Genomic DNA, 22,955 nt, shown 5'->3' on the forward strand with positions numbered 1-22,955 from the left:
TGCTGGCGACGTGGCGCCAGCAGGGACGCAATCCCTACGACGAACTCAAGCGAGTTTCCCGAGACAACGAGATGATTTCACGAGCTCAGGCTGTGCCGGCCGTTGAATCTTCGGGGTAAACACGTACAGTTCAACTATATCACCGATATCAAACTCAACTTGATCGTAGGCATTACCAGCCATCTCCGCTTGTCGTCCATCTACATTCGGTACTGGATCGTTCAGACTTTCCACAAGAATCTGCCAGTCATCAACAATCTGTCGCTGTCGAACGGTTTCATATATTTCACCCTCCAATTCAACATCGTACACCGAACGTGGAACAAGTGGAGAGCGGTCTAACCAAGGCGTCAACCACGCTTGGTAACGGTCAAGGATTCGGCATTCTCCCTTTTGCGTTTGAAAAACATCGCCAACAGCGAATAGGAACTCCTCCTCTGGGTAGTTTATTTCTCGGCCAAACCGCCCATCAACTCTATCACCTTCTTCAATAGCACCGGGGAGTTGTGACCATCCAGCAAACTCTGCCTTGTATCCACGGTCAACGAAGGGTGCTGGGAGGTAGTCATTTGGTGATTCAAATTGCTCAGTAAGTCGTTTCAGTGCCACCTTCTCGGAGAGATGGTCGGTACGGTTGTCAGGGTCAGCGTCAAACGAATTGAGTGATTTTGAGGGAGATGTTGGAGAACCCAACGGCGGATTTTCCCACTCATCAATAGGAGTATGAAATGAAAACTCGCCTATGTAGAGACAGTAATACGACTTTCCATCGATTTTGTGGCAACGGATTGTATCAACACAGCCTGCTTCAACGAACTCTCCTAGCATCGCTCGTTTCAGTCCATACAGTGCCTTCTTCCGCAAACTGTAAAGACGGGCGTTTGCCTTGAGCCCAGCAGTATAGGCGTCTTCAGCAGATTCGGCATATCGCTTCGCTTCGATATTGAGCTGATGTAGCGCCTCTAACTGCTCAAAACTACATCGTGAGCAATGCGATACTTCTTGCGTATCCTCGATATCACTCATATTCCCTTTGAATGTCGAGTTGGAAGTCCAGTGTCTTAACGAAGGCCTGCTCGGCGGTCATCTTCTATGTGATTTCTGATTTGATGTCCTCGTTCATAAGCCCGTGCCACGTATGGTGAAAGTGAAGACTCGTATCGGCGTTGATGACTCGACTCCCGCCGTCGGTGTCATCTAAGGGCAGTGTACCAGTGAACGCGTTGAGCGACCTGTCTATAGTCGTCTCTTTGCTGGCGGTCATTGGTCTAGTCATCTCGGTGTTACGGTGTCCAGGTATACTTGTACGGGCGGGTAGTAGCAACTGCTATGGCAGACGATGAGGAGCCGGTGCAGCACTGTACGTTGGATACTCCAGTGGATATCCCAAATGTACTCGAGGCAACCGCAATCGAGTATCTTGATGTCGATGATCACCGGACGATTGTGATCTACCAGAGCGCAGTTCTGATGGTCACTACCTCTGAAGGACAAGCATTGGCCGCACGGGCGTTCGACGTCGCACTCTGGGAACCGCCAGTTGACAATCCTGACCGAGATCCCGACGAACTCCTCAGTGCGTTCATTGCGAAATTGGTGGCAGCATCCGATACGACTCGTATCGACGAGTGATCCTATGAGGGAGACGTATCGAAAACGACGAGCTGCGGTCCTTTTTATCAGACTCAGATGTCCGGCGAAACCAGCGGTGGAGTCCACCGAGTAGATGAGTGCCACGACGAGAACGAGGCGTCGTGTGCATCACGGATCAGCGCCCGACTGGGTATAATACTCCGTTCCGGTATCGAACTCGGTCAGATCCTCGATCCGTGCTTCCAGATCCTCGATTTCCGCGCGCAACTCCGTGGCTTCCTCACTCTCGCTCGCCGCCAGCCGATCCTTCAATCCCTGCAGGCGCGTTTCCTTGATCTCCTCGTCGACCTCGGCTTTCCGGACGTATTCGGTTTCTGTGACATCGTAGACATCGCTCTCTCGGAGTTCGGTCACGTCGAGCGCATCGTCGACCTTGTCCGGATCCACGCCCAGAACACGCTCGCGATTGATTCCCGCGTCCTCCAGTGCTGCGAGGACCTCCTCTTCGTCTCGTAATGACTTCGATCGACGGGCCGTCCGCTGGACCGAGCCGAACTGAGCGTGAACCGGGCTGTCGTGGTTGATCCGATTGAGGAGGACATCGGCGATATCCTGCCGGAGGTCGTTCGCCTCACGTTGCACGTCCGAGAGCAACGTATAGAGGTTGACAAGTGCGTCCGTGTCGAGTTCGGTTAGATTAGAGGGGTCGTGGCGTTCGAGCGCATCGATCAGAAGGAGTGCATCCGAGTACACTCCTATATCCGGTTCAACCCGGTCTTCCGTCGACGACTCTTCGTCATCGACGACGTGCGTGGCACTCGGCTCCTCGGTCTCGATGATGACGCCAGCCTCCTCGTCGATTTCGAATCGGGGATGGAGCGTCAGGACCGCAGCATACGGCTCTGCGTCTGCCGGGATCCGGTCCAGCTCGAAGCGACCATTCCTCTCTTGGATCCGCCGGTAGAGCGTCTCGAACTGCTCGCGCTGCAGTGGACGAGAGTCACCCGACTCCTGATACTCGATGATCACGCGGTGTTCCTGGGTGTCGGTGATGCGAAACCGCTTGTGTGAGAGTGGTGTGATGAGCGTAGCGTCCGAGGGGAGTTCCTCGGCCTCGTCGAGCAGCGTGTGCCAACTCACGCTGAATGGCATATCTGGATGCATGACTCCGGGAGCACAAAACTCCGCGGCTAACGCTCTCACCCCGACACATATTCCAGACGAGTATATTCGAGTGAGCTACCGTCCACTACTGTGCTCGTCGCCTTCGAGCGCGTCCCGAAGCCCGTCCGGAAGTAGGGAAAACGGCTTCTCCGCGTGAAAGGCGACGTTCTCGTAGGCCTGCTCGACGTGTTTTCGCTTCGAGTCCGCACACTCCTCGGCGAGCGCTTCCAGTTCGTCCATCATCGATCGGAGTTCGTCCTTGGCTTCGAGCATCTCGGCGGTCAGCGCTAGTTCCTTGATCGCCTTGGCGGCTGCGCGTCGCACGCGGCCGTCGTCGTCGCGGAGTGCGTCCACGTAGAGGTCCCGCAGTCGTTCGCGGTGGGTCGCGATCTCGTCGAGCGTCCACTCGGCCGGTACCGCCTCGTCGGTGAGGTCCGAACCGACCGTTCGATAGGCCAGGCGCGGATACAGACCGGCCGCAAAGCGAATCACGGACTGTCGCTGGTATCCATCGTCGGCCTCGTAGAGGTCGCGACACATCTCGAAACACTCGTCAAACAGGGCGGCTCGTTCCTCGAGTTCGGTATTCTCGATTTCGTCGATCGCCCGATTCACGCGCTCGGTGTCGCCAGAGGAGAGTGCGTCGGCGAACGCCTCGCGAGTGTGCTCCATACGCGTTGTTGGTCGGATGGCGGCGTAATTCCTCGGATCGGGCTTCGGGAGGACCTCCGTTCCTCACCCGGCGGCGTCGTCGACGTAGTCTTCACGCCACCAGACGGTCCGGCCTGCAGACGACCTGACCGCAGTCGCCGTGAACACCTCGACCGAGAACGTCTCCGTTACGGTCGTATCCGATCCGTGAAGATGGGTAGCGAGATAGCGCAGTAGTTCGGAGATCGCTTCGTCACTCCACGTATACTTCTCCCGGAGCACGAGAAGTGCATAAGTCCGATCCTCATCGAGCGACCAGATCGTGGCTGTGGCGAGTCTGGCGTTGACGTGATTGTCGGCGACCACGTCCGGATGTGTGGTGTCGATGTGCCAGAGTGTCGCTTGCTCGGACTGAAAGAGGGGAAGCGGATCGAGGTGCTCGGACTGGAGATGTTCGGGCGTCAGTTCCATATCTGGTGTGTAGGGACAGGAGAGATAATTTCTTCCCGGCCTGGAGAATTCTGAAGGGGAGCTATCGCGAACGAACAGCCATGGCCGACGTGCGATTCTCGAGATTGTCGGCTTCTGGACGCCCGAGTACTTGGACACAAAGCTGGAGAAGATTCGGCAGGTTGAGGCCGACAACTTCGTGCTGGCTGTCTCAGAGCGGCTAGATTGTTCGAGTCAGGAGTTCGGCAACCCGGGTGACCGGGTTCTGTGGTTCAAAACAGGGATCACGTCTACGATGTTGTTGAATGGCTGAACAGTTTGCAGTAGTGCCACAGTCACCTACTTGAACTGAAGTTAATCTGCCTTCCGACCGAAAGCCGGGACGGTCAGACTCCTCAACGGCGATGACTTGTTTCGTCTCCTCGTGAGTGAGGTCTCCATTACCGAGGCCGGGCACGAGTATCTTGAAGGTGACCGCAATCTCGCTGACTGAAGCGACGGAGCAAAGCCCAGCATCGTCCCAGCCAGCCACGTGATCGCCCATAATTCTAAAAAGTACTGAACTACCTCCTGAATAGGTGTGAACAGCGGGATTGCTTGGGTGAGACCGGGACGGCCGTTAGTAGAGGTTAGTGAGGCCGAGACTGGCGAAGAGGATAGCGTTATAGCTACTGTGAATGAGGATCGGGACGAAGAGTGAGTCGGTACGCTCGTAGGCGAAGCCGAGGATGAGTGATAGCGCAAAGAGTGAGAGGAGGACGTTTCGGATGCCGCTCAAAGAACCCTGCAGGGCGAAGAGATGTACGCTCGCAAAAAAGAGGCTGGCGAGGAGTATTGCTCCGATGGCCGAGAAGTACCTGCGGAGATACCCTTGAACGAGGCCGCGAAACAGGATTTCCTCGCAGGGTCCAGTGATGAGAAGGGATACGACGATGAGCCCGCCGAACATAGGGAGGGAGGCGTGTTTGGTAGCCTCGATCGCAGCCGCGTTCTGTGCGGTTGGAACGTTGAAAAACGTGAAGAGGGACGTGAGTACGTATTCTGTGACAATCATCACGAGAATGCCGCCGAGAATCCAGCGAGCGTCGCGGCGGGTCGGACGACGGAAGCGGAGGCCTGTGGGGAGGAGGTCCGTTTTCCAGTAGAGGAGACCACCGACAAAGATCGCGTATCCGAGTTCACTAAACGCGGCGGAAGCGAGGAAGCGTGCCGTCTCTGATTGCTGGGCAACTGGGTAGGCCTGATCAAGAATGACGATGCCCACATAGCCGACGATGAGGCTGGTAATGATCGCGCCGAAGATGAAGACAAGTACGAGGACGACAGAGCGGAGCGTTCGCCAGAGGTGGATGACGTCCTCCTCGAATGTACTATCTGTGGCCATCGCTGTTCGCGTCGTGTGTATCGGTTGTAGGCTCGCTAGTATTAACGGTCGGGTGAGTCAGGCAGTTGTGTAATCGTTGGGTGTGCTCTGTTGAGAGGGAGGGTCAGGATACGTGTCGGAACAGGTTGAGCCAGTCTGATCGACAATTGCGGTGAATGCGTCCCGGTTGAGGTTCCAGTCGAGAGCGCGGTCGTAGTCCGGCGTGGGCGAGCTCGTTCCGTCGACGAGCTCCTGAAACTCGACGGTCATCTTCGCTTGACTACCTGGTGCGTCGCGCCATCGAATGACTGTTCCCCCAGTGCGGTCGTTGGTGTCGACGGTGACGGCACCGAAGCGGTCGTCGGGATCGTCGTGATCGAGCTTTGGGTTGCAGAACGCGGCCACTTCAGAGGCTGAGTAAAAGCCGTCGTCACGACCACGGTTCGTTTCGACGGGAAACTTGAAATCGTCCTGCTCGGTACAGCGGAAGACTCCTGAGAGTTCATACTCGTCGACGGTTTCACTCGTGGTGTATCCCGATCCGAGCACGGGAGAGTCCACTGTGCCCGTAGAAATGAGGAGGGCTGCGGTATCCGGTTCCGGGAAGGGTCGAACGTACCGATAGATGTGTTGGCAGTCGGTGTTCGTACACTGCCGGAGTTCGACGGCCTTGCCGGCCTGCTGTTCGATACGTATCGGTTCGCCACTGCGTTCTTCACACGCTGGGCAGACGCGATGGTCGCTATCGGGCGTCCAGGCGTGGAGACAGTCGAGGCGGTCTTCCTCGAGGCGGTAGACCCGGTCGAACCGCGCAAGCAAGTCACTCGGCTGCGGGGCGCGATCGTTGTCGTCTCCGGGGAGGTCGTGTGTCCACGCGATGCCGGCTATCGACGACTGCTGGTTGATGGTGCCCCCGATGAGCCGCCCTTGCGTGCCGTCTTCGCCGACGACCGAGAGCGGACTGTGGAAGATCCCGAAGTTTCGCTTGACGACCGCGTATTCGGTGCCATCGATCCAGAGAAGGTCGCCTTCGTCTGCCGCGTAGAGGTCTTCGGCTGTCTCCACGGAAGCTGTTATTCGTTCCGCAGGAGGTTGTTCGAGGACGTGTCCCTTGTAATCGAGCTCCGTGAGCTGCGCTTGAGGAGTTCTGGTCGAGTCGGTCATAAGAGGCGCTCGCTGTTTATCGGCGACGAAAAAACTCCACCCCCGGCAGTGCCACACGTCAGTTGTCTCCGCGAACGTGGTCACGGAACGCAGTTCGAGTCTGTCCCTTCTCGAGCATCTTCCGAGTGAACGCGCGATACTCACGGCGTGCGTGGCCGAGGACTTGCGGATCGAGTGAGCCGTCCCACTTAACGAGTTCACGGATGTCGATGTCCTCAACTGTAATGTGACACGACCGACAGAGTGTCACGAGATTCTCGAGGGTGTGGGCCTGCTGTGGATCATCGAAGTCAGCAACTCGAATGATGTGGTGAACATCTAACTCGCGCTCAAACTCAGATTCATGAACCCCGCACAATTGACACTCGAACGAATCCCGCTCTCGTGCTTGCTTACGAGCATATACCCAGTTTCCATTGTATTTTGGTCTCTCCCCGCCGGTCCACCGTGGGTTATTTTCTTTTCTCCACTGACCCGACTCACGCATATGGGTTGCTTTGCAGGCTATGGAACAGAATCGGGACCCTCGTTCAGCTTCGGCGGGGATTAGTTTGTATTCGTCACCGCATTGTTCGCAATTCAGTGTGACCTCTCCACCTTTCCAGTTCGGAGCCTTCTCTCCGGTCCAATTATTGGACCGAAACTCGTTATGGCATTCGACTGAACAGAAACTTGACCGTTCCACTCGGTTAGGCTTTTCTCGATAAGTATCTCCACAATTCGCACAGGTTAGTTCGACCCCCGCAATGGATTCACCATGGACCCGTGTGTGGTGTCGTTTCATATACCCTCTACTGCTGAAATCGTCCTTGCCACACGTTGGACATGTGGTGTCCTCTGACTGACTATCGGTCATTCTCTCAAATGCGGCTTCCGGACGCTTCACGGCTATGCTGTTGTGTTCGTATCATCTAGTGAAATTGCTTGCAGACTTTTAATGCTTGACCAGGATGCTTTCAGGCCCCCAGAGTTCATCCCCGGCAAGGATGGCGTTCGCCTCCCAAGGGACGCCTGTGATCTTTTCGGAGAGTTCACGGGGGTTCCAGGGTATCCCGTCGTCGGCCGACGAGACGTCCGTAACCTCGGGATTCGACATCGTGCGATCCTCCTTGAGGGTGAAGAACACTCGGGCCTCGTTGAAACCCTCACACGGAAAGTAGAGACGGCGCGCGGCGCAGTCCTCGCAGTAGGTCGCGAGTGGTGTGAGCGGCCGCTTCCCGGGATACTCGCGCATTTTGGACTGCCAGACGGGATGGTCGGGATTGAGGACGCGGTCGGTAACGTACTGTGCGACACGGGGAGTGCTCGAATAGGCGACGCCAGCGGCGCAGAAGTCGCAGATGAAGCGGTCAGGATGGTCGTGCTTCGTCTCGTACGTATGGCCGTCGTAGAGGTCGAGGAGCTGTGCAACGGTCCAGTCGGGGTTGATACGGGTGTCGTGGTTGATCATCGGTTACCTCCTGATTGGGACGCCGTTGAAGCGGACGTTGAGGATACTGCGGTAGTGTCGCTCTCCGTGTCGAGTTGGTCTCCCTTCTCGATGTCGTTGACCTGTATATCGTACCACCGGAGCTCGCTGTGGTGACCCTCCTGTTTCCGGTGGAACCCGGTGGATTCGACGAGTCTGATACCTGCCAGATTTTCCTTGTGAACGCGACAGCGGAGGCGTGAATACTCGTCTTGGGGTCGGTCCAGAATTGCGGTCGTGATGTCTATCCGTTGCGCGTTCGGTGTGACGGCGAGTCGACTCACGAACGGCATCTCGACGGTATCGACGACTGCCATTCCGAGTCGGTCGCCGTCGAGAAGGGCCTCCCACACCTCTCCCTGTTCTTCGATGGCGGTTAGAGTCGGGACATCGTCGATCTCGTCGAAGAAGCACCACACGGCGTTTGGCGAGGGCCGTGAGTATCCGACAGCAAGTCGGGATCGGTGTCGATGGATGCCATCGGTCAGGTGGTCAGATTTTGGTACGGGACGTGCGAGAGGTACGCCCGGCACTCGGGGCAGATAACCGAGAGGACGGGACCGTCCGCGTCGCCAGTCTTGACGTACTCGAACTCGCCGTGACTCGAGTTGTAAATGTCTTCGCTGACCGTCATGGCGCTCAGTGCTTCGGTCCCACAGACAGGACAGGGCTCTCCGAACCCCCAGTCCGGTTCGTGAATTGATTGCCGGATTTTGAGTGCGTTGGACGGAAGCTGACGGAGGAGTTTCTGGACGTATTCGGGACTGACAGTATCATCGTCCGGCGATTTGGTGAGGATGAGGAGTGACTCAAGAACGTCTGAGGGGGATTGATCTTCGGAGTCGATTCGCTCTTCTTTGATGTTGATGACGATGACTGTCATGGAAGGCTTGAGAAGGGAGCTGCTGGGTTTGACACCCCGCGGGGCTACTAGCGGATTTGGACGTGGTGGGTTAGTCCACGTCGATAGGCGTGTCGAGACGGGCGGCGGCGACGCGATAAGCGGCGACAATCTCGTCGACGGTGACGTTGTCGTCGTCTGCTTCGCGCTCGATGGTGATCTCGATCTCGCGGCGGACGGTGTCTGCGTCGTGGCTGTATCGCCAGATACCTTGTTCAACGCGGGGGTGGGTCAGGATGTTGTTCGGGATCCCGAGGTCGTCGACGGTGCGGAGGACTTCGGCGGTTGCGTGAACCCGGTCCCCGTAGCCATCGATCCCTTCTCGGAGCGCCTCGATGGCGTCTTGGAAGGTGAGGTCACTGGCCTCTTCACTGGCGGCGATGTGTGCGGAGACGGCGTCGGACGTTTCGGTGGGAAGCTGGCGCTGGGGTTCTGAGGTCATATTCACTTTTAGTTAGTGCGAGAGTGGACTGCTTTGATCGAGCGGAATACTCGTGACCTCGACGAGTTCGAGGTGGTTGTCCGCTTGTGCCTGCTTGGCCGCCTTCCCACGGTTCGTTGTGAGTGTCGGGCCGAACTGACCGAGCTTGAGGAGGGTGTCTCGTTCCGTGTTGAGCACACCGTATTGGGTGATTTCATCTCCTGCTGCGGGCTCGCCGGTGCGGTCGACGACGTCGATGTTGAGCGACTGCCACGGCTTCCCGGTGTACTCGACGTGGACGTCCTCGCCGTGTTGGCGGGCGATGTAGTCCCACGCTTGGACGAGTCCCTTCAGGGCATCGTGGCGTTCGCCTTGATCACGACCGAGTATGTCGACCGTGAGGGCTGTCGTCGCAAACGCCATATGGACTCCTTGTCGGTTCTTGAGCTGCTGTTCGACATCGAGTCTCTCGGGGAGATCCGAGAGATCGAATTCTGACGGTGGGAGGAACGATCGCATTTTGTGCACCTCACTTCTGATGGGGGTGAAAAACAACAGGTGGTGCGGCTACTCGTGCCAGATTCGAGCATCGAGGAACGGGCCTTCGTGATAGATCTCGGCGTCGTCGAAGACGCGGTCGAGCTGGCGCTTGACCCGGTGGAGGCTCGGTGCGCGCTCAGGGGGACGGAATTGGAACGCGGAGTACCACGTTGCTTGGTCTTCTTTGATACCTTTCGGTAGGAGGACGGGAGTGAGTGCATCCGACCAGAGATTCCGATCATCAAGGATGGCTTCGAGTGCATTGTGGGAGAGGGATTCACCGGAGGTATCCTCGGCGTAAACGAAGACTGTCTTTGGATATGAGCTACCGACCTTGTAGTCGCGGTTGTACTGATGATTGAGGCCACCGAGAGCGCGGTATTCAGCCCCGGTCTCGGGGTCGATCGGGCCGAATTCGCCGGGCTTGCCGACAGCCTCGAAGTTGCCCGAGGGCATATAGCGTTCGTGGAGTGGGGCGTGCGTTACGTGGGCGTACGCAAGCCGGCTGAGAATGGCGAACGGTGCGGCCGAATCGGTGTCGTCGGATGGCGTGGTGGATGCGTTGGACATAGTATCGGATCTGGTTACGACGGAAGTCTGGGGGTGTTGGTGAGTCAGGACTACTCCGGCGACGGGATGAAAGGGATAATCACGCGCTCTCTTGGTTGATGGCGGTCACCTCGTCGCCAGGAACGAGCTCGTCGCGATTGCGGCGCTCATCGCAGTTCGTACAGTAGACGCCCTCATTTTCAACGTCACTTCCGACAACCTCACCGCGCTTCATACCGACCTCTTCGAAAGTACCGTCCTCGTACTTCTGGATGTCGCCGAACTGGACTTCTTCGATGATCCAAGAGAACGACCGGCCGCCGCACTCCGGGCAGGTCATCGGAACCGGCGTGTTCTTTTCAGACGTCATACGTCGACCTCCACGTTCTCTAGGGCCCGTTCGTACAGGGCATCAGTGATCTGCGTCTCGGTTTCAGAGATTGCCGACTCGAGTGAGCGTTCATCTAGATCGTCGATGTCTGGATCTGCGCGCTCGCCGTCGATGAGGTGTTGCGTTGCGACTGCCGTATGGGCTGCGAGAACGGCGATAGCGGCTTCAAAGGCTGGGCCACTGAGGATGTATGTTTGCATCTCTCGATAGGCAGCGTCGTAGTCTTCGGGCGAGCCGGGAGAAGGAACAATGTCGTTGAGCGAATTGGTCGTGGTGAGGTCGTACGCGATGGCGTCTTGGGAGTCGTAGCCATCGCGGAGGGCGATACCAAAGTCGGTACGTTCCAGCGTGTCGAAAAGATCAATGAGTGCGGCTTGTGAGGTGTCGTCAGGGACGAGGAGCGAGGCAACGGCGTCCTCGTCTCGAGTGCTGTCTGTCATCTGTTTTTGAAACCTCTTCGCCTCTGTAACGGAGGAGAAAAAATTGGGCTCGAAATAGTAGTTACTTGTGGCGGTAAGCGGGGCCCGATTCGTGCCTCGTGACTTCGGTTACCGTGATGGCGTCGACGTCGACGTCGACCTCGAGAACACCGGGATGGTCAGGGGTGGCAGAGAGATCGGAGAGCGCCTCATTGAGGCGTTCTTGAAGCCAGTCGGGGTAGATGTCGGCTGGAATTGATTCGTCGAGGTCCTCTGTTGCACCAAGGGGAATCTGCACGTCGATGGTTACCGTTCGATCGTGGTGAGTGGACGAATTCATAGGTGTGGAGCTGTAGGTGATCTACCGCTGGTCTCGAATCGCGTCGAGACCAAAGTCCTCGTCAGGGTTGCGGATGGCCTCGAGCGTGTCGGTGACGAATTCGAGCGCCTCAATCTCTGACTGAAGCCGGGCGATTTCTTCCTCGCGGTCTTGGATGGCGTCGATGATGGCGGCTTCTGCCTGCTGGTAGTCAGCGTCCTCACGGACGTCGTTGTCGTCGTCCTCTTGGATTGATGTGGTGAATGCCGATGACGGGAGTTTCCCGTCGGGGCGGGGGACCGTCTCTTCTTCAACTTCGATAGCGACACGTCGGACGTGCTTACAGCCGCCCTCTGGATCGCGATCTTGGTAATCCGGACAAGTACACGTTTCGTCGATGAGGTCGATAGTGTAGGTCTCCCCGGACTCGCCGGTTACTGAGTAGATGCCGCCCTGCTTGAGGAGCGCGACATCCATCGTTTCGTTACGAGCGCGTTCGTCACGTCGGTCAGTACTCTGAGGCAGCGTTGGGGACGAGTCGGATGCGTCCCTGGCCGATGCGGTGGAGTGTGAACTCACGAAGCGATTCCTCCACCTGCTGGCAGGGGAGTGAAAAACGCCCACGTCTCTGATCGCTAATCTATGCTTGTGCTGGCTGACGATGCTCTTGAGGGCGTTCTGTAAGTCGAGAACGCTATTCGGGTGTTTCGGAGCAAGGTTCTGAAGATTGAGTTCCCGTTTCTTGGTCGTTCTTCTTGACCTGGGTGGTGAGGACTCGGTGGGTGTCGGAGTCGTGGATGCGACGCTGGCGCTCGAAACCGTCTTGAGGGTTCGGTCCTGCGAGGGCGATGACGAACCAGCCTGAGTCAGGTGCGCCACGAGTTGCATTGAGGACTCGGTAGATACGGCCAGACTCATCATCGAGGAAGAGAACCTCCAAGGTCTCGCCCTCTGAAGAGTCTGCTCGATCAAGCGCGGTGAGGACGCACTCGTCTTCGAATTGGTCGCGGAGCTGCTCGAACGAATGTGGGCTATCCGTGTCGATCATCGGTTGTTCTGTCCTCTACTTCTCGAGGGGTCGAAAAACGCTGGTAGGGATGCTGGAAGAAGATGTTGACTACGTTCTTGAAGCCGAGGAGGGTTTCGGGATCAATCTGACCGCCGATGAGTCGCCGTTGTCACTAACGGATTTCTCAATTCGAGCTAATTGTGAATCTCTATCCACTCTTGATACTCTTCGGTAGAGAGCAACCGACCACACTGTGCGCAGTAATGTAGATCGCGTCCCCCTTGCTTTCGCTCTACAGACAATCGGGTGTCGCTCTCAATTGAAGCACAATTGTCACAGGTTTCGTTGGCCCGTTGTTCCTGCCGTCGCTGACGTGCTTCATCAAGATGCTCCATCATTTCATCAATCTCGGTGCGATTCTCCTCATCTTGCTGGATGAACTCGGCGTCCAGCACTTCAACCGTGATTATCTTTGGCTCCGTCTCGGTGTTGACATCACTAATTCTGGCGGTAAAGATACACATGTCGCCTGGAGCAATTCGTGTCTCGACCGCCTGTTCATATCTAATTTGGACCTCTTGAACGGCCTCTAAGAAATCAAGATCAAGGAACTCGGCCTGTTTATTTGGAAGGACTCTGACGGGCATTTCGCCCACCGCGCCAGTATCAGTCACCCATCGCCAGTCCGTCATCAATTGCGTATAATGCTGGAAACTTGTTAGTAATTACCGGGCCGTGGTTGATGACCCGACTGATCTGTACGTCTGTGTTTGGTCAGAGTTTGCGAACCTGGTCGTCGAGTGAAGCTCCACACGACCAGCAATCTCCTGTCGCCCCGGCATTTGCGGTGCCACAGGCTGAACAGACGTGGAGGGGGATATCCACATCAATCCGCAGTTCTGCGGTGCCACAGTCCGGGCAGGGACCAGCGTCGCGGGGGAGCGGGCGGTCGTATCGACGACAATCTGGGTTCGTGCAGTAGCGCACCATCCCATTGTGTGATTAATTCTCATTCATCAAATAATTAAGCTCTCAAAATTGGGTGACGGTGTCCAGTACTACTTCGACGGAATCGACAGTGAGCGACACGACGTACGATCCTGCTGACTGGCCTATTTCAGCGTGGTTGTGTAGCGGATTTCACGTCCGAATTTCGAAGCGAGCGCCCCCGTCTGTGCCATTGGTGACCTCGATCGACCAACCGTGGGCCTCCACAATTCGGCTGACGATCGCGAGCCCGAAACCCGTCCCGTCTTGGTTTGTTGTGTACCCGCTCTCGAACACATCTTCGCGATCGGACGTCGAAATCCCTGGTCCGGTGTCTTCGATAAAGAAGCCATCACCATTCTCAAGGCTTCCAACACGAATCGTGACGGCCTCGCCGCCGTGGTCGATCGCGTTTCGATAGAGGTTCTCGAACATTTGGAGGAGGCGACTGCGATCAGCGTTGAGACGCAGATCCGTCTTGACGTTGAGCGTCGCAGTGTCCGTATCAACGTTTTGCCAAGCTTGCTTAGTAAGAGTATTGAGGGAGATCGTCTCTGTCTCGCCGACTGCTTCTCCCTGTCGAGCGAGTGTGAGCATATCCTTGATGAGGCGTTCCATACGGTCTAACGCGCGCTCTATAGCGCCGAGGTGTTCACTGTCATCGATGCTATCGATGAATTCGAGCCGTCCTCGGGCGACGTTCAAAGGATTCCGGAGATCGTGCGAAAGGATACCGGCGAATTCCTCCAGCCGGTCACGTTCTCGCCGAATTGTCGCCTCTGCGGACAGTCGCTCGAGAGCCGTCACGACGTGAGTCGCTAGCATCTCCGCGACTTCCTCGTCGCGCTTGGCGAACGCGTTCGGCTCAAACGAAAACACCTGTAGTACACCATATTCTCCGAGCGGAATACTCAACAATGCGCGAGGATCGTTGCTGGCTTGGGGTTCGGGGTGTACTCCACCATCGCGGATTGGCGACGCCGTAGCCCCCCGAGTCTCCCCGAGGTCGTTGACCCGGACAACCGTATTCGATTGGTAACTCTCCCCGGCGTATCCGAAGGAGGTTGGTACCGGGTCATAATCATCTACACTACCAGGGTTTGAACTGGTGACCGGAACCAGCTGGTCACCTTCTACTACTGCGACGTGTGCGACATCACCATCGAATAATTTGACTGCGCCGTCAGCAGCGTGTTGATGGATCGCTGTCGTCGAGTCCGCTCTAGTGATTTCGGTAGCGAGCTCGTGGAGTTGTGTCACCTTCGAGGTGTGATTACGGAGTTGTTGCTCTGCCACTTTCCGATCTGAGACGTCCTGAATGATCCCCGTAAAGAGATGATCACCGTCGATGGGATACTCCCCGAAGCTAATCTCGATCGGGAATTCCTCTCCGTCGGCGCGAAGGCCGTGTGCCTCGAGCCCGTTCCAGTCGAACGTTTGTTCCCCTTCTGAGAGATATTTGGCCAGCCCATTCTGATGCGATTCCCGTAACTCCTCGGGCATTAGCTTCGTTAGTGGTTCGCCAACTATTGCTGACTGTTCATATCCGAAGAGTTCGTTGACGGCGTCGTTCGCATACCGTATTGTGCTCGTCTCGTCGATAGTCACGACGCCCAACGACGAGTTCTCCGTCAATGCTCGGAACCGTGCCTCAGACCGCGCCAGCTCCCGTTCGCGCTGCTGTAAACCAGTTGCGTAGTAGCCCAGGAGGATGCCTGCTGCCATGAAAATCCCTGCTCCATTGAGGGCGAGTTGCCCCGGCTCAGCGGCTGGATTATGTTCGAGCGAGATAACGAAAATGAACCAGATGATGACCGCAACACCAGTGATCGCCCCACCACCTGTCCAGAGTGCCAATTGACTGATTCGGGACTCTTGGTGAGTTCGTTCGAGCCAAATCCCGCCGATAAGCAAACCAATCCCGATTGTGGCTGGTAGTGCTACTTCGAGAAAGTCGACTACGGCATCGTCTCCATCGATAAGGATCCAGCCAAGCGTACAGATAAAAAGTAGAAGTCCGGAGAAGGAAACCGACCACCTCCGTATCGGACGATACAAACCTCTCATCTGCCGTCAATAATCGGAAAGAGATCCTTAATTCGTATGATTTGGAAACTGGGCGTCATTTCTTACTCTTGGTGTGGGAAGGGGTACGTACTTCTATGGCTTCCGATGCTGGGTGTTCTATGATTCGTCTGGATTCGAAGAACCCTCGGCCGGTACTCGAATGTCGTCGGGTGTCGCGATGAGTTCTACGTTCTGAACAGTAAATCGAACCGAGACGTCTCCCTTTGATGAGGTGAGGAGCTGTAATAGTGCATCGACATCCACCCAATCCTGTAAATTATAGTCGTTGTCTTCGAGCCCACGCGTTTCCAGTGTCTCAATAATTTCAACGAGGCGGTCACTCGTTCGGTCCGGACTGTCTGGTGGCGGGGAATGCATCGGTACGCTCTACGCTTAGGATGGCAGCAATTTAAAAGGTTGTGAGTCAACTGTAGAATCGAGACGCTTTTCTGTTTGACTTAGCGCGTTTGGGATAGCACCGGCGCAACCACAAGCGATTATGCGCTTTGATGCGGACTGGATGTCTCGTGCTGATGATCGGATTCTAGAACATCTCTCTGAGGAGGGACCTGATACCCCAAAGAAAATGGCTCACAGTGACCGCGTTCGCTTTTCTCGCCAACACATCAACGCTCGGTGCAAAACACTCGTCACCTACGGACTTCTCGTCCATTTAGGCAACGGTGTTTACGATATCACCCGTGAGGGAGAACAGTATCTCGCCGGTGAACTCGACGCCCGAGATCTAGAGCTAAAGTGAAGTGTTTGATTGAGTTTAGGAATTTGGATCGGTAGAAAATCACGGGTGAGGATTGAATTCCGAACCAAAGAAATCCGTCTCTTTGCATACCCTGGTAAATCAGTATGTGCCTATCGTGTAGCGATCCTATAGCACACAGATTATGGCTTTGGTCGTAGTCGATTGTGCCATCGGATTCCAGCAAAGACAGAAAAATGGTCTTCTGGTAAGCGCTTTTCTACATGAACCGCCTGAAATATGGCCTCTACTCGGCAGCTGGAAGTTGGGATAACCAGGTCAGGATAGTTTGCTCAGCATCGTCGACATCTGAGATCGAGTTCGTCCCACCGAGGATATTTTTCACACTCTCGCTCGTTACAGCTGGTTCTACAACAGTCGCTTGTTTGGCTTCGGCGACCTGACTACTTCGGGTAACAGACGATCCACTCTCTCCACGCTGACCACAGACGAACTCCACATTATCGACTTCTGTTGGGGCAGCTTCGCGGACGAGCGCTTCGAATAGTGGATCTCCAGGTAGGAGCAGCCGAATCGACGGGAACTGCTCAGCAATCTCTGGGTTGAACGTCACAACAACACCGCTACCCCCTCCAAGCTCTGCCTGAGCTGTCTCTCCGAGCGACTCCGGCATTGCTACTGCATCCTCCTCCGGCAGTTCCAGAACGTATGCATCGTCGACGATATCTTCGAAGTCGTCGGCGCGGTCATGGTTCCGGAGGGCAGTAAACGACCATTCTGTCTCTTCGAGGCGGTCGTTTTGCGTAAGTTGTGTCTCGATCGTCTCTAAGCTCACCAACGGTTCATACGACCGATCACCGGTCCCGATTTCATCGAATGCGGGATAGCAATAGAGTTCCCACCCGTCAAGTCCGGAACTCTCGATTATCGCCTCTTTCGTCGATACCTCTTCTGGCTCATCTGCTAGCCCGGTCTCCTCGGCTTTCTCCTGGGCACGTTTTGCCCGTGAGTCCGCTTCTTCGACGACTTGCTCACTTGGCTCTCTGGTGTCATCCGATCCGGAACTACCCATAACGGCGTCTTTGATGTCCTGTTCGATGCTGTTCAGTACCGGACGCATCGGCCCAACCACGTTCTCGAACAGCTGTAACCGTCCCTCCAGTTCCTCATAGATGTCGCCGTCGATGCTGTCCTTGTAGGCGTAGTTGATGATCTTCACGACCTCGTTCTTCTGGCCAATACGGTCGATTCGACCGATGCGTTGTTCAACCCGCATCGGATTCCACGGCAAATCGAAATTGATCAGCGCATCCGCGGTTTGGAGGTTCAGCCCCTCACTCGCGCTGTCTGTACAGATCAGGATATTGGTATCGCCGTCAGTGAAATCGCGCTTGATCGCCTCTTTACCGACGTTCACCCACTCTCCGGTTGTTTCGTCGTACTGCATCCCGCCACCACCACTGTACGTACCGACGTTTGGATGCGTGTCTGTCAGCGTCTCACGGATATGCTCGAGGGTGTCGTGATACTGCGTGAAGATGATAATGTTATCACGGGCGCTCTGACGGAGTGAGCGAATGTCGCGGCGCAGCTGCGCTACCTTCGGGTCGGTGTGGGCTTGCCTGAGATCGTCCACGAACTCTTGGAGGGCCGTCCGCTCCGCCTGAATCACGTCGGCGGCACCACGACTACTTGGCTGATAGGCGTCGAGGGATGCTTGGCCGATCGCCTCGTCGATGGTCGCTTCCGTCACTCCGGCGTCCCTACTAAGCTCGGAGACCTCCTCGGTCATGTCCTCAACCTTCTCGTCGAGCTTCTCCATCCGGCGCTGGAGGCTCTGCTTGATGGCGTGGAGACTGCTCGTCAGGCGCTGACGATACGTGGTCATCACGAAGCCCAACGCGAGCTTCTCCTTCCCCGTCAGGACTTTCTGCGATTGCTTATACGTCTCATCAATATACTGCTCTACCTGATCGTACAGCGGGGCTGCGTCACCCAGCTCGATACGTTTTGTCTCGACATCCCGAGTCGGAACCGTATCGTCGAGGAGCCCCAGATCCTGACACTGCTCCAAGACCGCTCGAGTATTCCGGAAGATGCGGGACTGAACCGGTGTCGCCCACTGAGAAGCTTCCACAAGTGCGCTCCACTCCGTTGGCCCACAGTCGAAAATGAGCGAGCGAGGATCGTCAAAGCGAGGGGAGGTTTCGCGCACGCCGACGAGTTTCTCGAGGGCTTTCCGCTGTTGAATTGACTCCGTGTCCGTCGCCTCGACTAGCGCCTTCGCCTGCTCGTCGTAGCCGGGATTCGACGTGAGATGTTCGTGAATGAGTTTCCCGAACCGTTCAATTCTCGGTCGGCCTTCGTCCTCCTCCAGATCGAGCTCTTTCTGGAACTGTTGGAGAACCTGTTGCTGTCCATCGGCTATATTCTGATACCGAGAGCCGACGGTGCTGAGGCTGTCCTCGAGTGCCTGCCGTGTTTCGAAGAACTCGACGAATCGGTCCTTGTCGTCCCAACCCTCTGGGAGATCGCATAGTCGAAGGAGATCGTAGAGCTCGCCAACATTCAGCTGCATGGGAGTCGCCGTGAGAGCGTAGAGACACCGGGAGGCCTCCTCGGCTTGTCCGAGCAGGTCGTAGAGTTTTGTCTCCTCGCGGGCACTGTGTGCCTCGTCGACGACCGTGAGATCCCACACACTCTCGTCGGTGCGTGGAGCGACGTGTGCCTGATTACCTTCGCGGCGGGCGGTATGCCACGACTCGATTACGACGGTTGGCTCATCTCTCTCCCTAACGAACGAACCAATCGGCGTGTTCTCCCAGGCATCGGCGTCAACCGCTCCGGATGTGGGGATACGGTGGTCCTCTGCGTCTCCGAGAGGACCGATCATGTAATCACCGTCGTAGGACCGTTCGTGATAGTAGGCGTGGATATTGAAGCGGTCGAGGAGTTCGTTCTGCCACTGCTGAACCAACCCTGCAGGAACCAGAAACAGCGCCTGCTCAGCCTCTCCGACCTGCATCAGCCGTGAGAGGGTCAGGCCTGCTTCGATGGTTTTGCCGAGTCCCACCTCGTCACAGAACAGGAGGTTGTTCGGGTAGATACTGACTGCTGTATCGGAGATCGTTCGCTGATGCGGCCAGGGTGTGACAGTACTGATTTCCTCTGCGAGATGGATTCCTCCCGGTGTTCGTCCGGCGACCGAGACGACACCAGCGGTATCGTCTTCGGGCACCGTCGTCTGGGGTTCGTGATTCTGGACCCGCTCGACGTGTTCCTCGAGCGTTCCATCGGTGTCCTTCCAGTCGATGAGGTCCTGGCGTGCAGCTTCGTCGAGCTCGAAGACATCGACAGAGGGGTGGAAGCCGTTCCAGAGTGCGTTGAACGTCGAGACGTCTTCCTCGACGTACTTCGCTTCGCCGCGGCTCCAGGAGCGATGAACTTTGAAGCGTTCGTAGTTGTACTGCCACGCACTGAGCGTCTCGTTGATACTCCCCTCGAAGCTGATCTTGTTGCCCTCGCGATCGACACCGATGCCGAGCTTCGGGTGGAAGAGTCCGTCACCGCCTTTGGGGTCGCCGACCTTGATTTGGAGGTCGCCGCGGTCGAGGAGGGTCGCGATGATGGTGAGCTGGGACTCAACCCACGGTTCGAGGGGTTCATCTGCATCAGGGAACATCGCTCCCTTCTCGCGCTTCTGGAGGTCCGCTCCAGCGATGACACGTACTGTTCCATCAGTCTCGAGGAGGGAGTCAACCCCTTCGAGAGCGTGCGCCAGACTACGTAGACTCAGATAGCCGGCGAGCCGGTCATAGCGAATGACCTCGTTGAGGAATGGCCGGTAGAACGTCTCCATGAGCGTCCGGTTGGTCCGGAACTCGCTCTCGTACACCGGCTCCCACGAGACGTCCCTGAGGGTCATTACTGATGTTCACCGAGCTCCGTCTGTCTGTCTTCCCCCGACATATCGATGTGATCGAGGTTTATGTCTAGGTAGTCCCCTGTTTCTCCGGAAACGAGGTTCACGAGGGTCTCTCGCATATCGGATTCGGTAGGGAGTACCTCTAAAAGAGCTGTAACGGTGGCTTCGAACTCCCGACTCGATTTGAGGTCCCTGTCGGAGAGCCATTCCCAAGCAGCACGGGGACCCTCCCGCTCGTACACGTGAATCGCTGCATGTACTGCGTCGATCATATAGGTAAAACGCATATCGGTCGGATTCACGGGATACTTTCGTGACGAGGGATTGTCAGCACTGTCACTTTTAAGAAGGACAATGTCCTGAACTCGTTCATCGTGGTCTTTCAGAATTATGTCTTTCTGGCTCTTTCCCCAGATCTTCGTTGAACGTTTGATATTATCGATGTCTATGTTTGCTGCAACACCCAGTTGTCGTGCTTCGTCATAGGGGACAGTATCGTTCTCATAGATAAGCCATGAGAGAATGTACCAACGGGTGAGCGAGTCGATCTGATCGAGACCTTCAGTCTTGAGGAAGCGTTCAGCGAGAACACCAGTCACTGCTTTTCTTGCTTGTCCCAGTGCCTCTCGGGGTCGGATTTCCTCGCCCTTCTTATTCACGACAGGGTGTGCTTCAGCGTATTTTTGCAGGGTGGGGCCGTATGCGGCGATCGCCGTATCCGTTTTGGAGATATTGTATCCCGAGTCAAGGATTTCTTCCGCTTGGTCTCGTGCGGCTTCACGAATACCCTCTTGGACATCTTCCCAAAGTGTCCGATCTGACGACTGACTCACTTGTTTCCGGGCAACAAGGAAGATAGAGCTGTCTGCACTTGCGTGGCCCTGCATACTAATCCTGTCCGACATCTCGGTCTTGATTGGATGTGTTGCAGTAATGGTAAACCCGGCACTGATGAGAGCTGATGTGAGAGTGTCCCAGGCGTCCATCTCCCGATGAGTGAACATTACAGTCATAACGCCACCCGGATTGAGGAGCTCCTGTACCTCTGAGAAGATCTCCTCCATCTTGTTCTCGTAATGTTCGTCCGCAAGTTCCTTCTTTGACTGTTCGTCGTCAGCAATCTCCTCAAATCGATAAGGGTTAGCTACTGCCTCATTATCTTTATCGGTCAGATTAGAACTGTAGATCTCTGGGTGGATGTCTTCCAAATATTCCTTCTGGATGACATAGAAGACGTCCGAAAGTTCTGCGTACATAATACTGCTGTAATACGGCGGATCAACAATTGCTGCATCAACCGAACCAGGTTCTAATTTGGTAGTTAGCTGCCCCGCATCAGTCGATAAAACTTCTGCACCTTCCGAATCTGGAAGATACGAGACCAGTTTCTCATAGGCGTCAAACACGTGCTCAGAGTGCTTATGATACCCTCTACGAGGGGCGGATAGATTGTTGTCTACAGTCATCCGCTTTAGAATGAGTGTATTATCTGTGAAGATGTGGCTCCCGTAGCCTCTCGAGTCTCGCCACTGGTTGAGCCTTGTATTATAATTCATTGCTCGACTTCCGGCAAGGGCAAGAACTGTCAGTATAGCTTCTGAACGGTCAGAATCGTAACTGTCTTGGATTTCAGACTTCTGCTTATGGAACGCATTCACGAATTCATACTGGACAACCAGTTGGCGTGGGGTGAATATATCCCGCCATTCGTGCATCCCATAAATGGCTGGGTCGTTTGTACGACTACTCACATCTACCGGTTCACTTAGGAATGTTAGAAGATCGAAGTCACTTTCGACTCTTTCCGCGGCCTTCTGCATTCCTTTTTTATCAACTTCTCCTCCAGCACGGTAGCCGCGTTTTCCGTTTTCTGTCTCGTAATTCACTCCGTAGATGCTGTACTCGAATTCGCCATCGTGAATCTTCTTCCGAATGTCTTCCTTTTCGTTTACGACGTCACAGTGAGGGCATTCGGCACTCCGTCCCCTTAGAGGGGCCTCTTCTGGGTCATATTCCGGCTCGTTCTCGACTCGAACGTGGGTGTATTTCACCGTCCCATCCTCGTAGATCGGCTTAATGGCATCCCCACCGTCCGATTCCTTATTCAACCACCATTTGGAGACTAGCGGGATTTCTCCCGCACATGAATCGCATTGAATGATATACGTCATCGCCGAATTGAGGATCTGGCGACCGGGCTCTTCTGTGGGATAGTAGGGCTCAATATTATCTCTGGCAGTTTCGAGGATTTTGTCCCGCCATTCGCGAATATCCGGGTCAAGTGACCCAACTTTGGGTGCGTACTCTAGTCCCGCTTTTAGAATAAGTGAAGGAACAGGATTCAGCTCGTTCGCTTTCGCCGGAATCCCATATCGAATGGCCTCAAACGGGATGATTCCGCGCCCTGCGGTTGGATCAAGGATTGTGGGGAGCTCTCCACCCCACCCTTCTCGAAGCTTAGACTGGAGCTTCTCGATTTCGGTGTCCGTCGGAGACTGTGTATTTGGATTCGGATACCCGTAATGGTCGTCGAGAGTGCCACTGCCCTTCTTTTCCGTGAATTTCTTCTCAACATAGTCGGTAATACCGGTGTTCAGCTGCTTCGGTCCTATTTTCATAAGACGGAGGAGCTCATCAGAGTCAATCTCACCAGGGTACACCGAGGCCAGTACAGCTAGCCTGACTGCTGGTGTAGGTCGGGCAGCAAACCATTTGTGGAGGCTCCGAAGCGCGTGATAACGCCCAGATTCCATATCTTTCTGACTCTCAATGTCGATTGCATTGAGGGGAAGTTTCGACTCGATTGCAACGTTCTCAGGAACCTCTGCTTCGTCCAGGAATGATTTCTCAGACATT

24 protein-coding genes and 1 pseudogene are annotated in these 22,955 nt (G+C 55.6%); 4 read left to right on the forward strand and 21 right to left on the reverse strand.

What is annotated here, in order from left to right; genetic code table 11:
- Positions 1 to 45 precede the first annotated feature (45 nt).
- Positions 46 to 1,026: a hypothetical protein gene (locus D1409_RS24870; RefSeq protein WP_164471822.1), complete on the reverse strand. Its 981-nt coding sequence runs from the start codon at positions 1,024 to 1,026 to the stop codon at positions 46 to 48.
- A 303-nt stretch (positions 1,027 to 1,329) separates the two neighbouring features.
- On the opposite strand from D1409_RS24870, the gene D1409_RS20535 reads away from it, so the two are divergent.
- Positions 1,330 to 1,632, forward strand: coding sequence for a hypothetical protein (locus D1409_RS20535; protein ID WP_123538869.1), 303 nt, complete (start codon positions 1,330 to 1,332; stop codon positions 1,630 to 1,632).
- Between the two features lie 129 nt (positions 1,633 to 1,761).
- Here D1409_RS20535 and D1409_RS20540 read toward each other — a convergent pair whose 3' ends face one another.
- From D1409_RS20540 to D1409_RS20550, 3 genes are all read right to left on the reverse strand, one after another.
- Positions 1,762 to 2,745 (reverse strand): hypothetical protein, encoded by a 984-nt coding sequence (locus D1409_RS20540; RefSeq protein WP_123538870.1) that lies wholly within the window; start codon positions 2,743 to 2,745, stop codon positions 1,762 to 1,764.
- An 87-nt stretch (positions 2,746 to 2,832) separates the two neighbouring features.
- A complete protein-coding gene (locus D1409_RS20545; protein WP_123538871.1) occupies positions 2,833 to 3,429 on the reverse strand; it encodes a hypothetical protein in 597 nt (198 codons plus the stop codon).
- Positions 3,430 to 3,492: 63 nt separating this feature from the next.
- Positions 3,493 to 3,879, reverse strand: coding sequence for a hypothetical protein (locus D1409_RS20550; protein ID WP_123538872.1), 387 nt, complete (start codon positions 3,877 to 3,879; stop codon positions 3,493 to 3,495).
- Between the two features lie 82 nt (positions 3,880 to 3,961).
- On the opposite strand from D1409_RS20550, the pseudogene D1409_RS20555 reads away from it, so the two are divergent.
- Positions 3,962 to 4,205 (forward strand): annotated as a pseudogene (locus D1409_RS20555) (DUF790 family protein); the annotation flags it as partial.
- 272 nt (positions 4,206 to 4,477) lie between these two features.
- Here the strand turns inward: D1409_RS20555 and D1409_RS20560 are convergent.
- The 11 genes from D1409_RS20560 to D1409_RS20610 form a co-directional block, all read right to left on the reverse strand.
- Positions 4,478 to 5,242 carry a CPBP family intramembrane glutamic endopeptidase gene (locus D1409_RS20560; RefSeq protein ID WP_123538873.1) on the reverse strand — a complete coding sequence of 255 codons (765 nt, stop codon included), beginning with the start codon at positions 5,240 to 5,242 and terminating at the stop codon, positions 4,478 to 4,480.
- Between the two features lie 57 nt (positions 5,243 to 5,299).
- The gene (locus tag D1409_RS20565; protein ID WP_164471823.1) at positions 5,300 to 6,385 is read right to left on the reverse strand and encodes a hypothetical protein; all 1,086 of its coding nucleotides are present in this window, start codon (positions 6,383 to 6,385) and stop codon (positions 5,300 to 5,302) included.
- Between the two features lie 58 nt (positions 6,386 to 6,443).
- Positions 6,444 to 7,241, reverse strand: coding sequence for an HNH endonuclease (locus tag D1409_RS25770; protein WP_123538875.1), 798 nt, complete (start codon positions 7,239 to 7,241; stop codon positions 6,444 to 6,446).
- Between the two features lie 78 nt (positions 7,242 to 7,319).
- Positions 7,320 to 7,835 carry a hypothetical protein gene (locus D1409_RS20575; protein ID WP_123538876.1) on the reverse strand — a complete coding sequence of 172 codons (516 nt, stop codon included), beginning with the start codon at positions 7,833 to 7,835 and terminating at the stop codon, positions 7,320 to 7,322.
- Complete coding sequence (locus D1409_RS20580; RefSeq protein WP_123538877.1) at positions 7,832 to 8,272, reverse strand: N-acetyltransferase; 441 nt, start codon at positions 8,270 to 8,272, stop codon at positions 7,832 to 7,834. The genes D1409_RS20575 and D1409_RS20580 overlap by 4 nt, the downstream gene beginning before the upstream one ends.
- 65 nt (positions 8,273 to 8,337) lie before the next feature.
- Complete coding sequence (locus D1409_RS20585) at positions 8,338 to 8,736, reverse strand: hypothetical protein (protein ID WP_049984728.1); 399 nt, start codon at positions 8,734 to 8,736, stop codon at positions 8,338 to 8,340.
- A gap of 70 nt (positions 8,737 to 8,806) precedes the next feature.
- A complete protein-coding gene (locus D1409_RS20590) occupies positions 8,807 to 9,196 on the reverse strand; it encodes a hypothetical protein (RefSeq protein ID WP_235853646.1) in 390 nt (129 codons plus the stop codon).
- A 12-nt stretch (positions 9,197 to 9,208) separates the two neighbouring features.
- Positions 9,209 to 9,694: a hypothetical protein gene (locus D1409_RS24880; RefSeq protein WP_164471825.1), complete on the reverse strand. Its 486-nt coding sequence runs from the start codon at positions 9,692 to 9,694 to the stop codon at positions 9,209 to 9,211.
- Positions 9,695 to 9,742: 48 nt separating this feature from the next.
- Positions 9,743 to 10,285, reverse strand: coding sequence for a hypothetical protein (locus tag D1409_RS20600; RefSeq protein WP_123538880.1), 543 nt, complete (start codon positions 10,283 to 10,285; stop codon positions 9,743 to 9,745).
- A 79-nt stretch (positions 10,286 to 10,364) separates the two neighbouring features.
- Positions 10,365 to 10,634, reverse strand: coding sequence for a hypothetical protein (locus D1409_RS20605; protein WP_164471826.1), 270 nt, complete (start codon positions 10,632 to 10,634; stop codon positions 10,365 to 10,367).
- Positions 10,631 to 11,095, reverse strand: coding sequence for a hypothetical protein (locus D1409_RS20610; protein ID WP_123538882.1), 465 nt, complete (start codon positions 11,093 to 11,095; stop codon positions 10,631 to 10,633). The genes D1409_RS20605 and D1409_RS20610 overlap by 4 nt, the downstream gene beginning before the upstream one ends.
- Positions 11,096 to 11,186: 91 nt before the next feature.
- Between D1409_RS20610 and D1409_RS24885 the strand changes: the two genes are divergently transcribed.
- Complete coding sequence (locus D1409_RS24885; protein ID WP_164471827.1) at positions 11,187 to 11,333, forward strand: hypothetical protein; 147 nt, start codon at positions 11,187 to 11,189, stop codon at positions 11,331 to 11,333.
- A 102-nt stretch (positions 11,334 to 11,435) separates the two neighbouring features.
- On the opposite strand, the gene D1409_RS20620 is transcribed toward D1409_RS24885, so the two are convergent.
- The 4 genes from D1409_RS20620 to D1409_RS20635 form a co-directional block, all read right to left on the reverse strand.
- Positions 11,436 to 11,870, reverse strand: coding sequence for a hypothetical protein (locus D1409_RS20620; protein ID WP_123538884.1), 435 nt, complete (start codon positions 11,868 to 11,870; stop codon positions 11,436 to 11,438).
- 217 nt (positions 11,871 to 12,087) lie between these two features.
- On the reverse strand, positions 12,088 to 12,441 hold the full coding sequence (locus D1409_RS20625) for a hypothetical protein (RefSeq protein WP_123538885.1): 354 nt from the start codon (positions 12,439 to 12,441) through the stop codon (positions 12,088 to 12,090).
- Between the two features lie 155 nt (positions 12,442 to 12,596).
- On the reverse strand, positions 12,597 to 13,094 hold the full coding sequence (locus tag D1409_RS20630; protein ID WP_123538886.1) for a hypothetical protein: 498 nt from the start codon (positions 13,092 to 13,094) through the stop codon (positions 12,597 to 12,599).
- A 448-nt stretch (positions 13,095 to 13,542) separates the two neighbouring features.
- The gene (locus D1409_RS20635) at positions 13,543 to 15,114 is read right to left on the reverse strand and encodes a PAS domain-containing sensor histidine kinase (protein ID WP_164471828.1); all 1,572 of its coding nucleotides are present in this window, start codon (positions 15,112 to 15,114) and stop codon (positions 13,543 to 13,545) included.
- Positions 15,115 to 15,955: 841 nt separating this feature from the next.
- Here D1409_RS20635 and D1409_RS25775 point away from each other — a divergent pair.
- Positions 15,956 to 16,216 carry a MarR family transcriptional regulator gene (locus D1409_RS25775; RefSeq protein WP_123538889.1) on the forward strand — a complete coding sequence of 87 codons (261 nt, stop codon included), beginning with the start codon at positions 15,956 to 15,958 and terminating at the stop codon, positions 16,214 to 16,216.
- A 244-nt stretch (positions 16,217 to 16,460) separates the two neighbouring features.
- On the opposite strand, the gene D1409_RS20650 is transcribed toward D1409_RS25775, so the two are convergent.
- Positions 16,461 to 20,099: a DEAD/DEAH box helicase gene (locus D1409_RS20650; protein ID WP_123538890.1), complete on the reverse strand. Its 3,639-nt coding sequence runs from the start codon at positions 20,097 to 20,099 to the stop codon at positions 16,461 to 16,463.
- Entirely contained in the window at positions 20,099 to 22,954 is a 2,856-nt protein-coding gene (locus D1409_RS20655; RefSeq protein WP_123538891.1) for a DUF1156 domain-containing protein, read from the reverse strand. Before D1409_RS20655 ends, D1409_RS20650 begins: the two co-directional genes overlap by 1 nt.
- Position 22,955 lies beyond the last annotated feature (1 nt).

It is taken from the genome of Halosimplex salinum, assembly GCF_003730195.1.
Classification (GTDB): domain Archaea; phylum Halobacteriota; class Halobacteria; order Halobacteriales; family Haloarculaceae; genus Halosimplex; species Halosimplex salinum.

Coding starts and splice junctions, on each gene's coding strand:
- D1409_RS24870 (WP_164471822.1), bottom strand. CDS start 1,026: ATGAGTGATATCGAGGATACGCAAGAAGTATCGCATTGCTCACGATGT.
- D1409_RS20535 (WP_123538869.1), top strand. CDS start 1,330: ATGGCAGACGATGAGGAGCCGGTGCAGCACTGTACGTTGGATACTCCA.
- D1409_RS20540 (WP_123538870.1), bottom strand. CDS start 2,745: ATGCCATTCAGCGTGAGTTGGCACACGCTGCTCGACGAGGCCGAGGAA.
- D1409_RS20545 (WP_123538871.1), bottom strand. CDS start 3,429: ATGGAGCACACTCGCGAGGCGTTCGCCGACGCACTCTCCTCTGGCGAC.
- D1409_RS20550 (WP_123538872.1), bottom strand. CDS start 3,879: ATGGAACTGACGCCCGAACATCTCCAGTCCGAGCACCTCGATCCGCTT.
- D1409_RS20560 (WP_123538873.1), bottom strand. CDS start 5,242: ATGGCCACAGATAGTACATTCGAGGAGGACGTCATCCACCTCTGGCGA.
- D1409_RS20565 (WP_164471823.1), bottom strand. CDS start 6,385: ATGACCGACTCGACCAGAACTCCTCAAGCGCAGCTCACGGAGCTCGAT.
- D1409_RS25770 (WP_123538875.1), bottom strand. CDS start 7,241: ATGACCGATAGTCAGTCAGAGGACACCACATGTCCAACGTGTGGCAAG.
- D1409_RS20575 (WP_123538876.1), bottom strand. CDS start 7,835: ATGATCAACCACGACACCCGTATCAACCCCGACTGGACCGTTGCACAG.
- D1409_RS20585 (WP_049984728.1), bottom strand. CDS start 8,736: ATGACAGTCATCGTCATCAACATCAAAGAAGAGCGAATCGACTCCGAA.
- D1409_RS20590 (WP_235853646.1), bottom strand. CDS start 9,196: ATGACCTCAGAACCCCAGCGCCAGCTTCCCACCGAAACGTCCGACGCC.
- D1409_RS24880 (WP_164471825.1), bottom strand. CDS start 9,694: ATGCGATCGTTCCTCCCACCGTCAGAATTCGATCTCTCGGATCTCCCC.
- D1409_RS20600 (WP_123538880.1), bottom strand. CDS start 10,285: ATGTCCAACGCATCCACCACGCCATCCGACGACACCGATTCGGCCGCA.
- D1409_RS20605 (WP_164471826.1), bottom strand. CDS start 10,634: ATGACGTCTGAAAAGAACACGCCGGTTCCGATGACCTGCCCGGAGTGC.
- D1409_RS20610 (WP_123538882.1), bottom strand. CDS start 11,095: ATGACAGACAGCACTCGAGACGAGGACGCCGTTGCCTCGCTCCTCGTC.
- D1409_RS20620 (WP_123538884.1), bottom strand. CDS start 11,870: ATGGATGTCGCGCTCCTCAAGCAGGGCGGCATCTACTCAGTAACCGGC.
- D1409_RS20625 (WP_123538885.1), bottom strand. CDS start 12,441: ATGATCGACACGGATAGCCCACATTCGTTCGAGCAGCTCCGCGACCAA.
- D1409_RS20630 (WP_123538886.1), bottom strand. CDS start 13,094: ATGACGGACTGGCGATGGGTGACTGATACTGGCGCGGTGGGCGAAATG.
- D1409_RS20635 (WP_164471828.1), bottom strand. CDS start 15,114: ATGGCAGCAGGCATCCTCCTGGGCTACTACGCAACTGGTTTACAGCAG.
- D1409_RS25775 (WP_123538889.1), top strand. CDS start 15,956: ATGCGCTTTGATGCGGACTGGATGTCTCGTGCTGATGATCGGATTCTA.
- D1409_RS20650 (WP_123538890.1), bottom strand. CDS start 20,099: ATGACCCTCAGGGACGTCTCGTGGGAGCCGGTGTACGAGAGCGAGTTC.
- D1409_RS20655 (WP_123538891.1), bottom strand. CDS start 22,954: ATGTCTGAGAAATCATTCCTGGACGAAGCAGAGGTTCCTGAGAACGTT.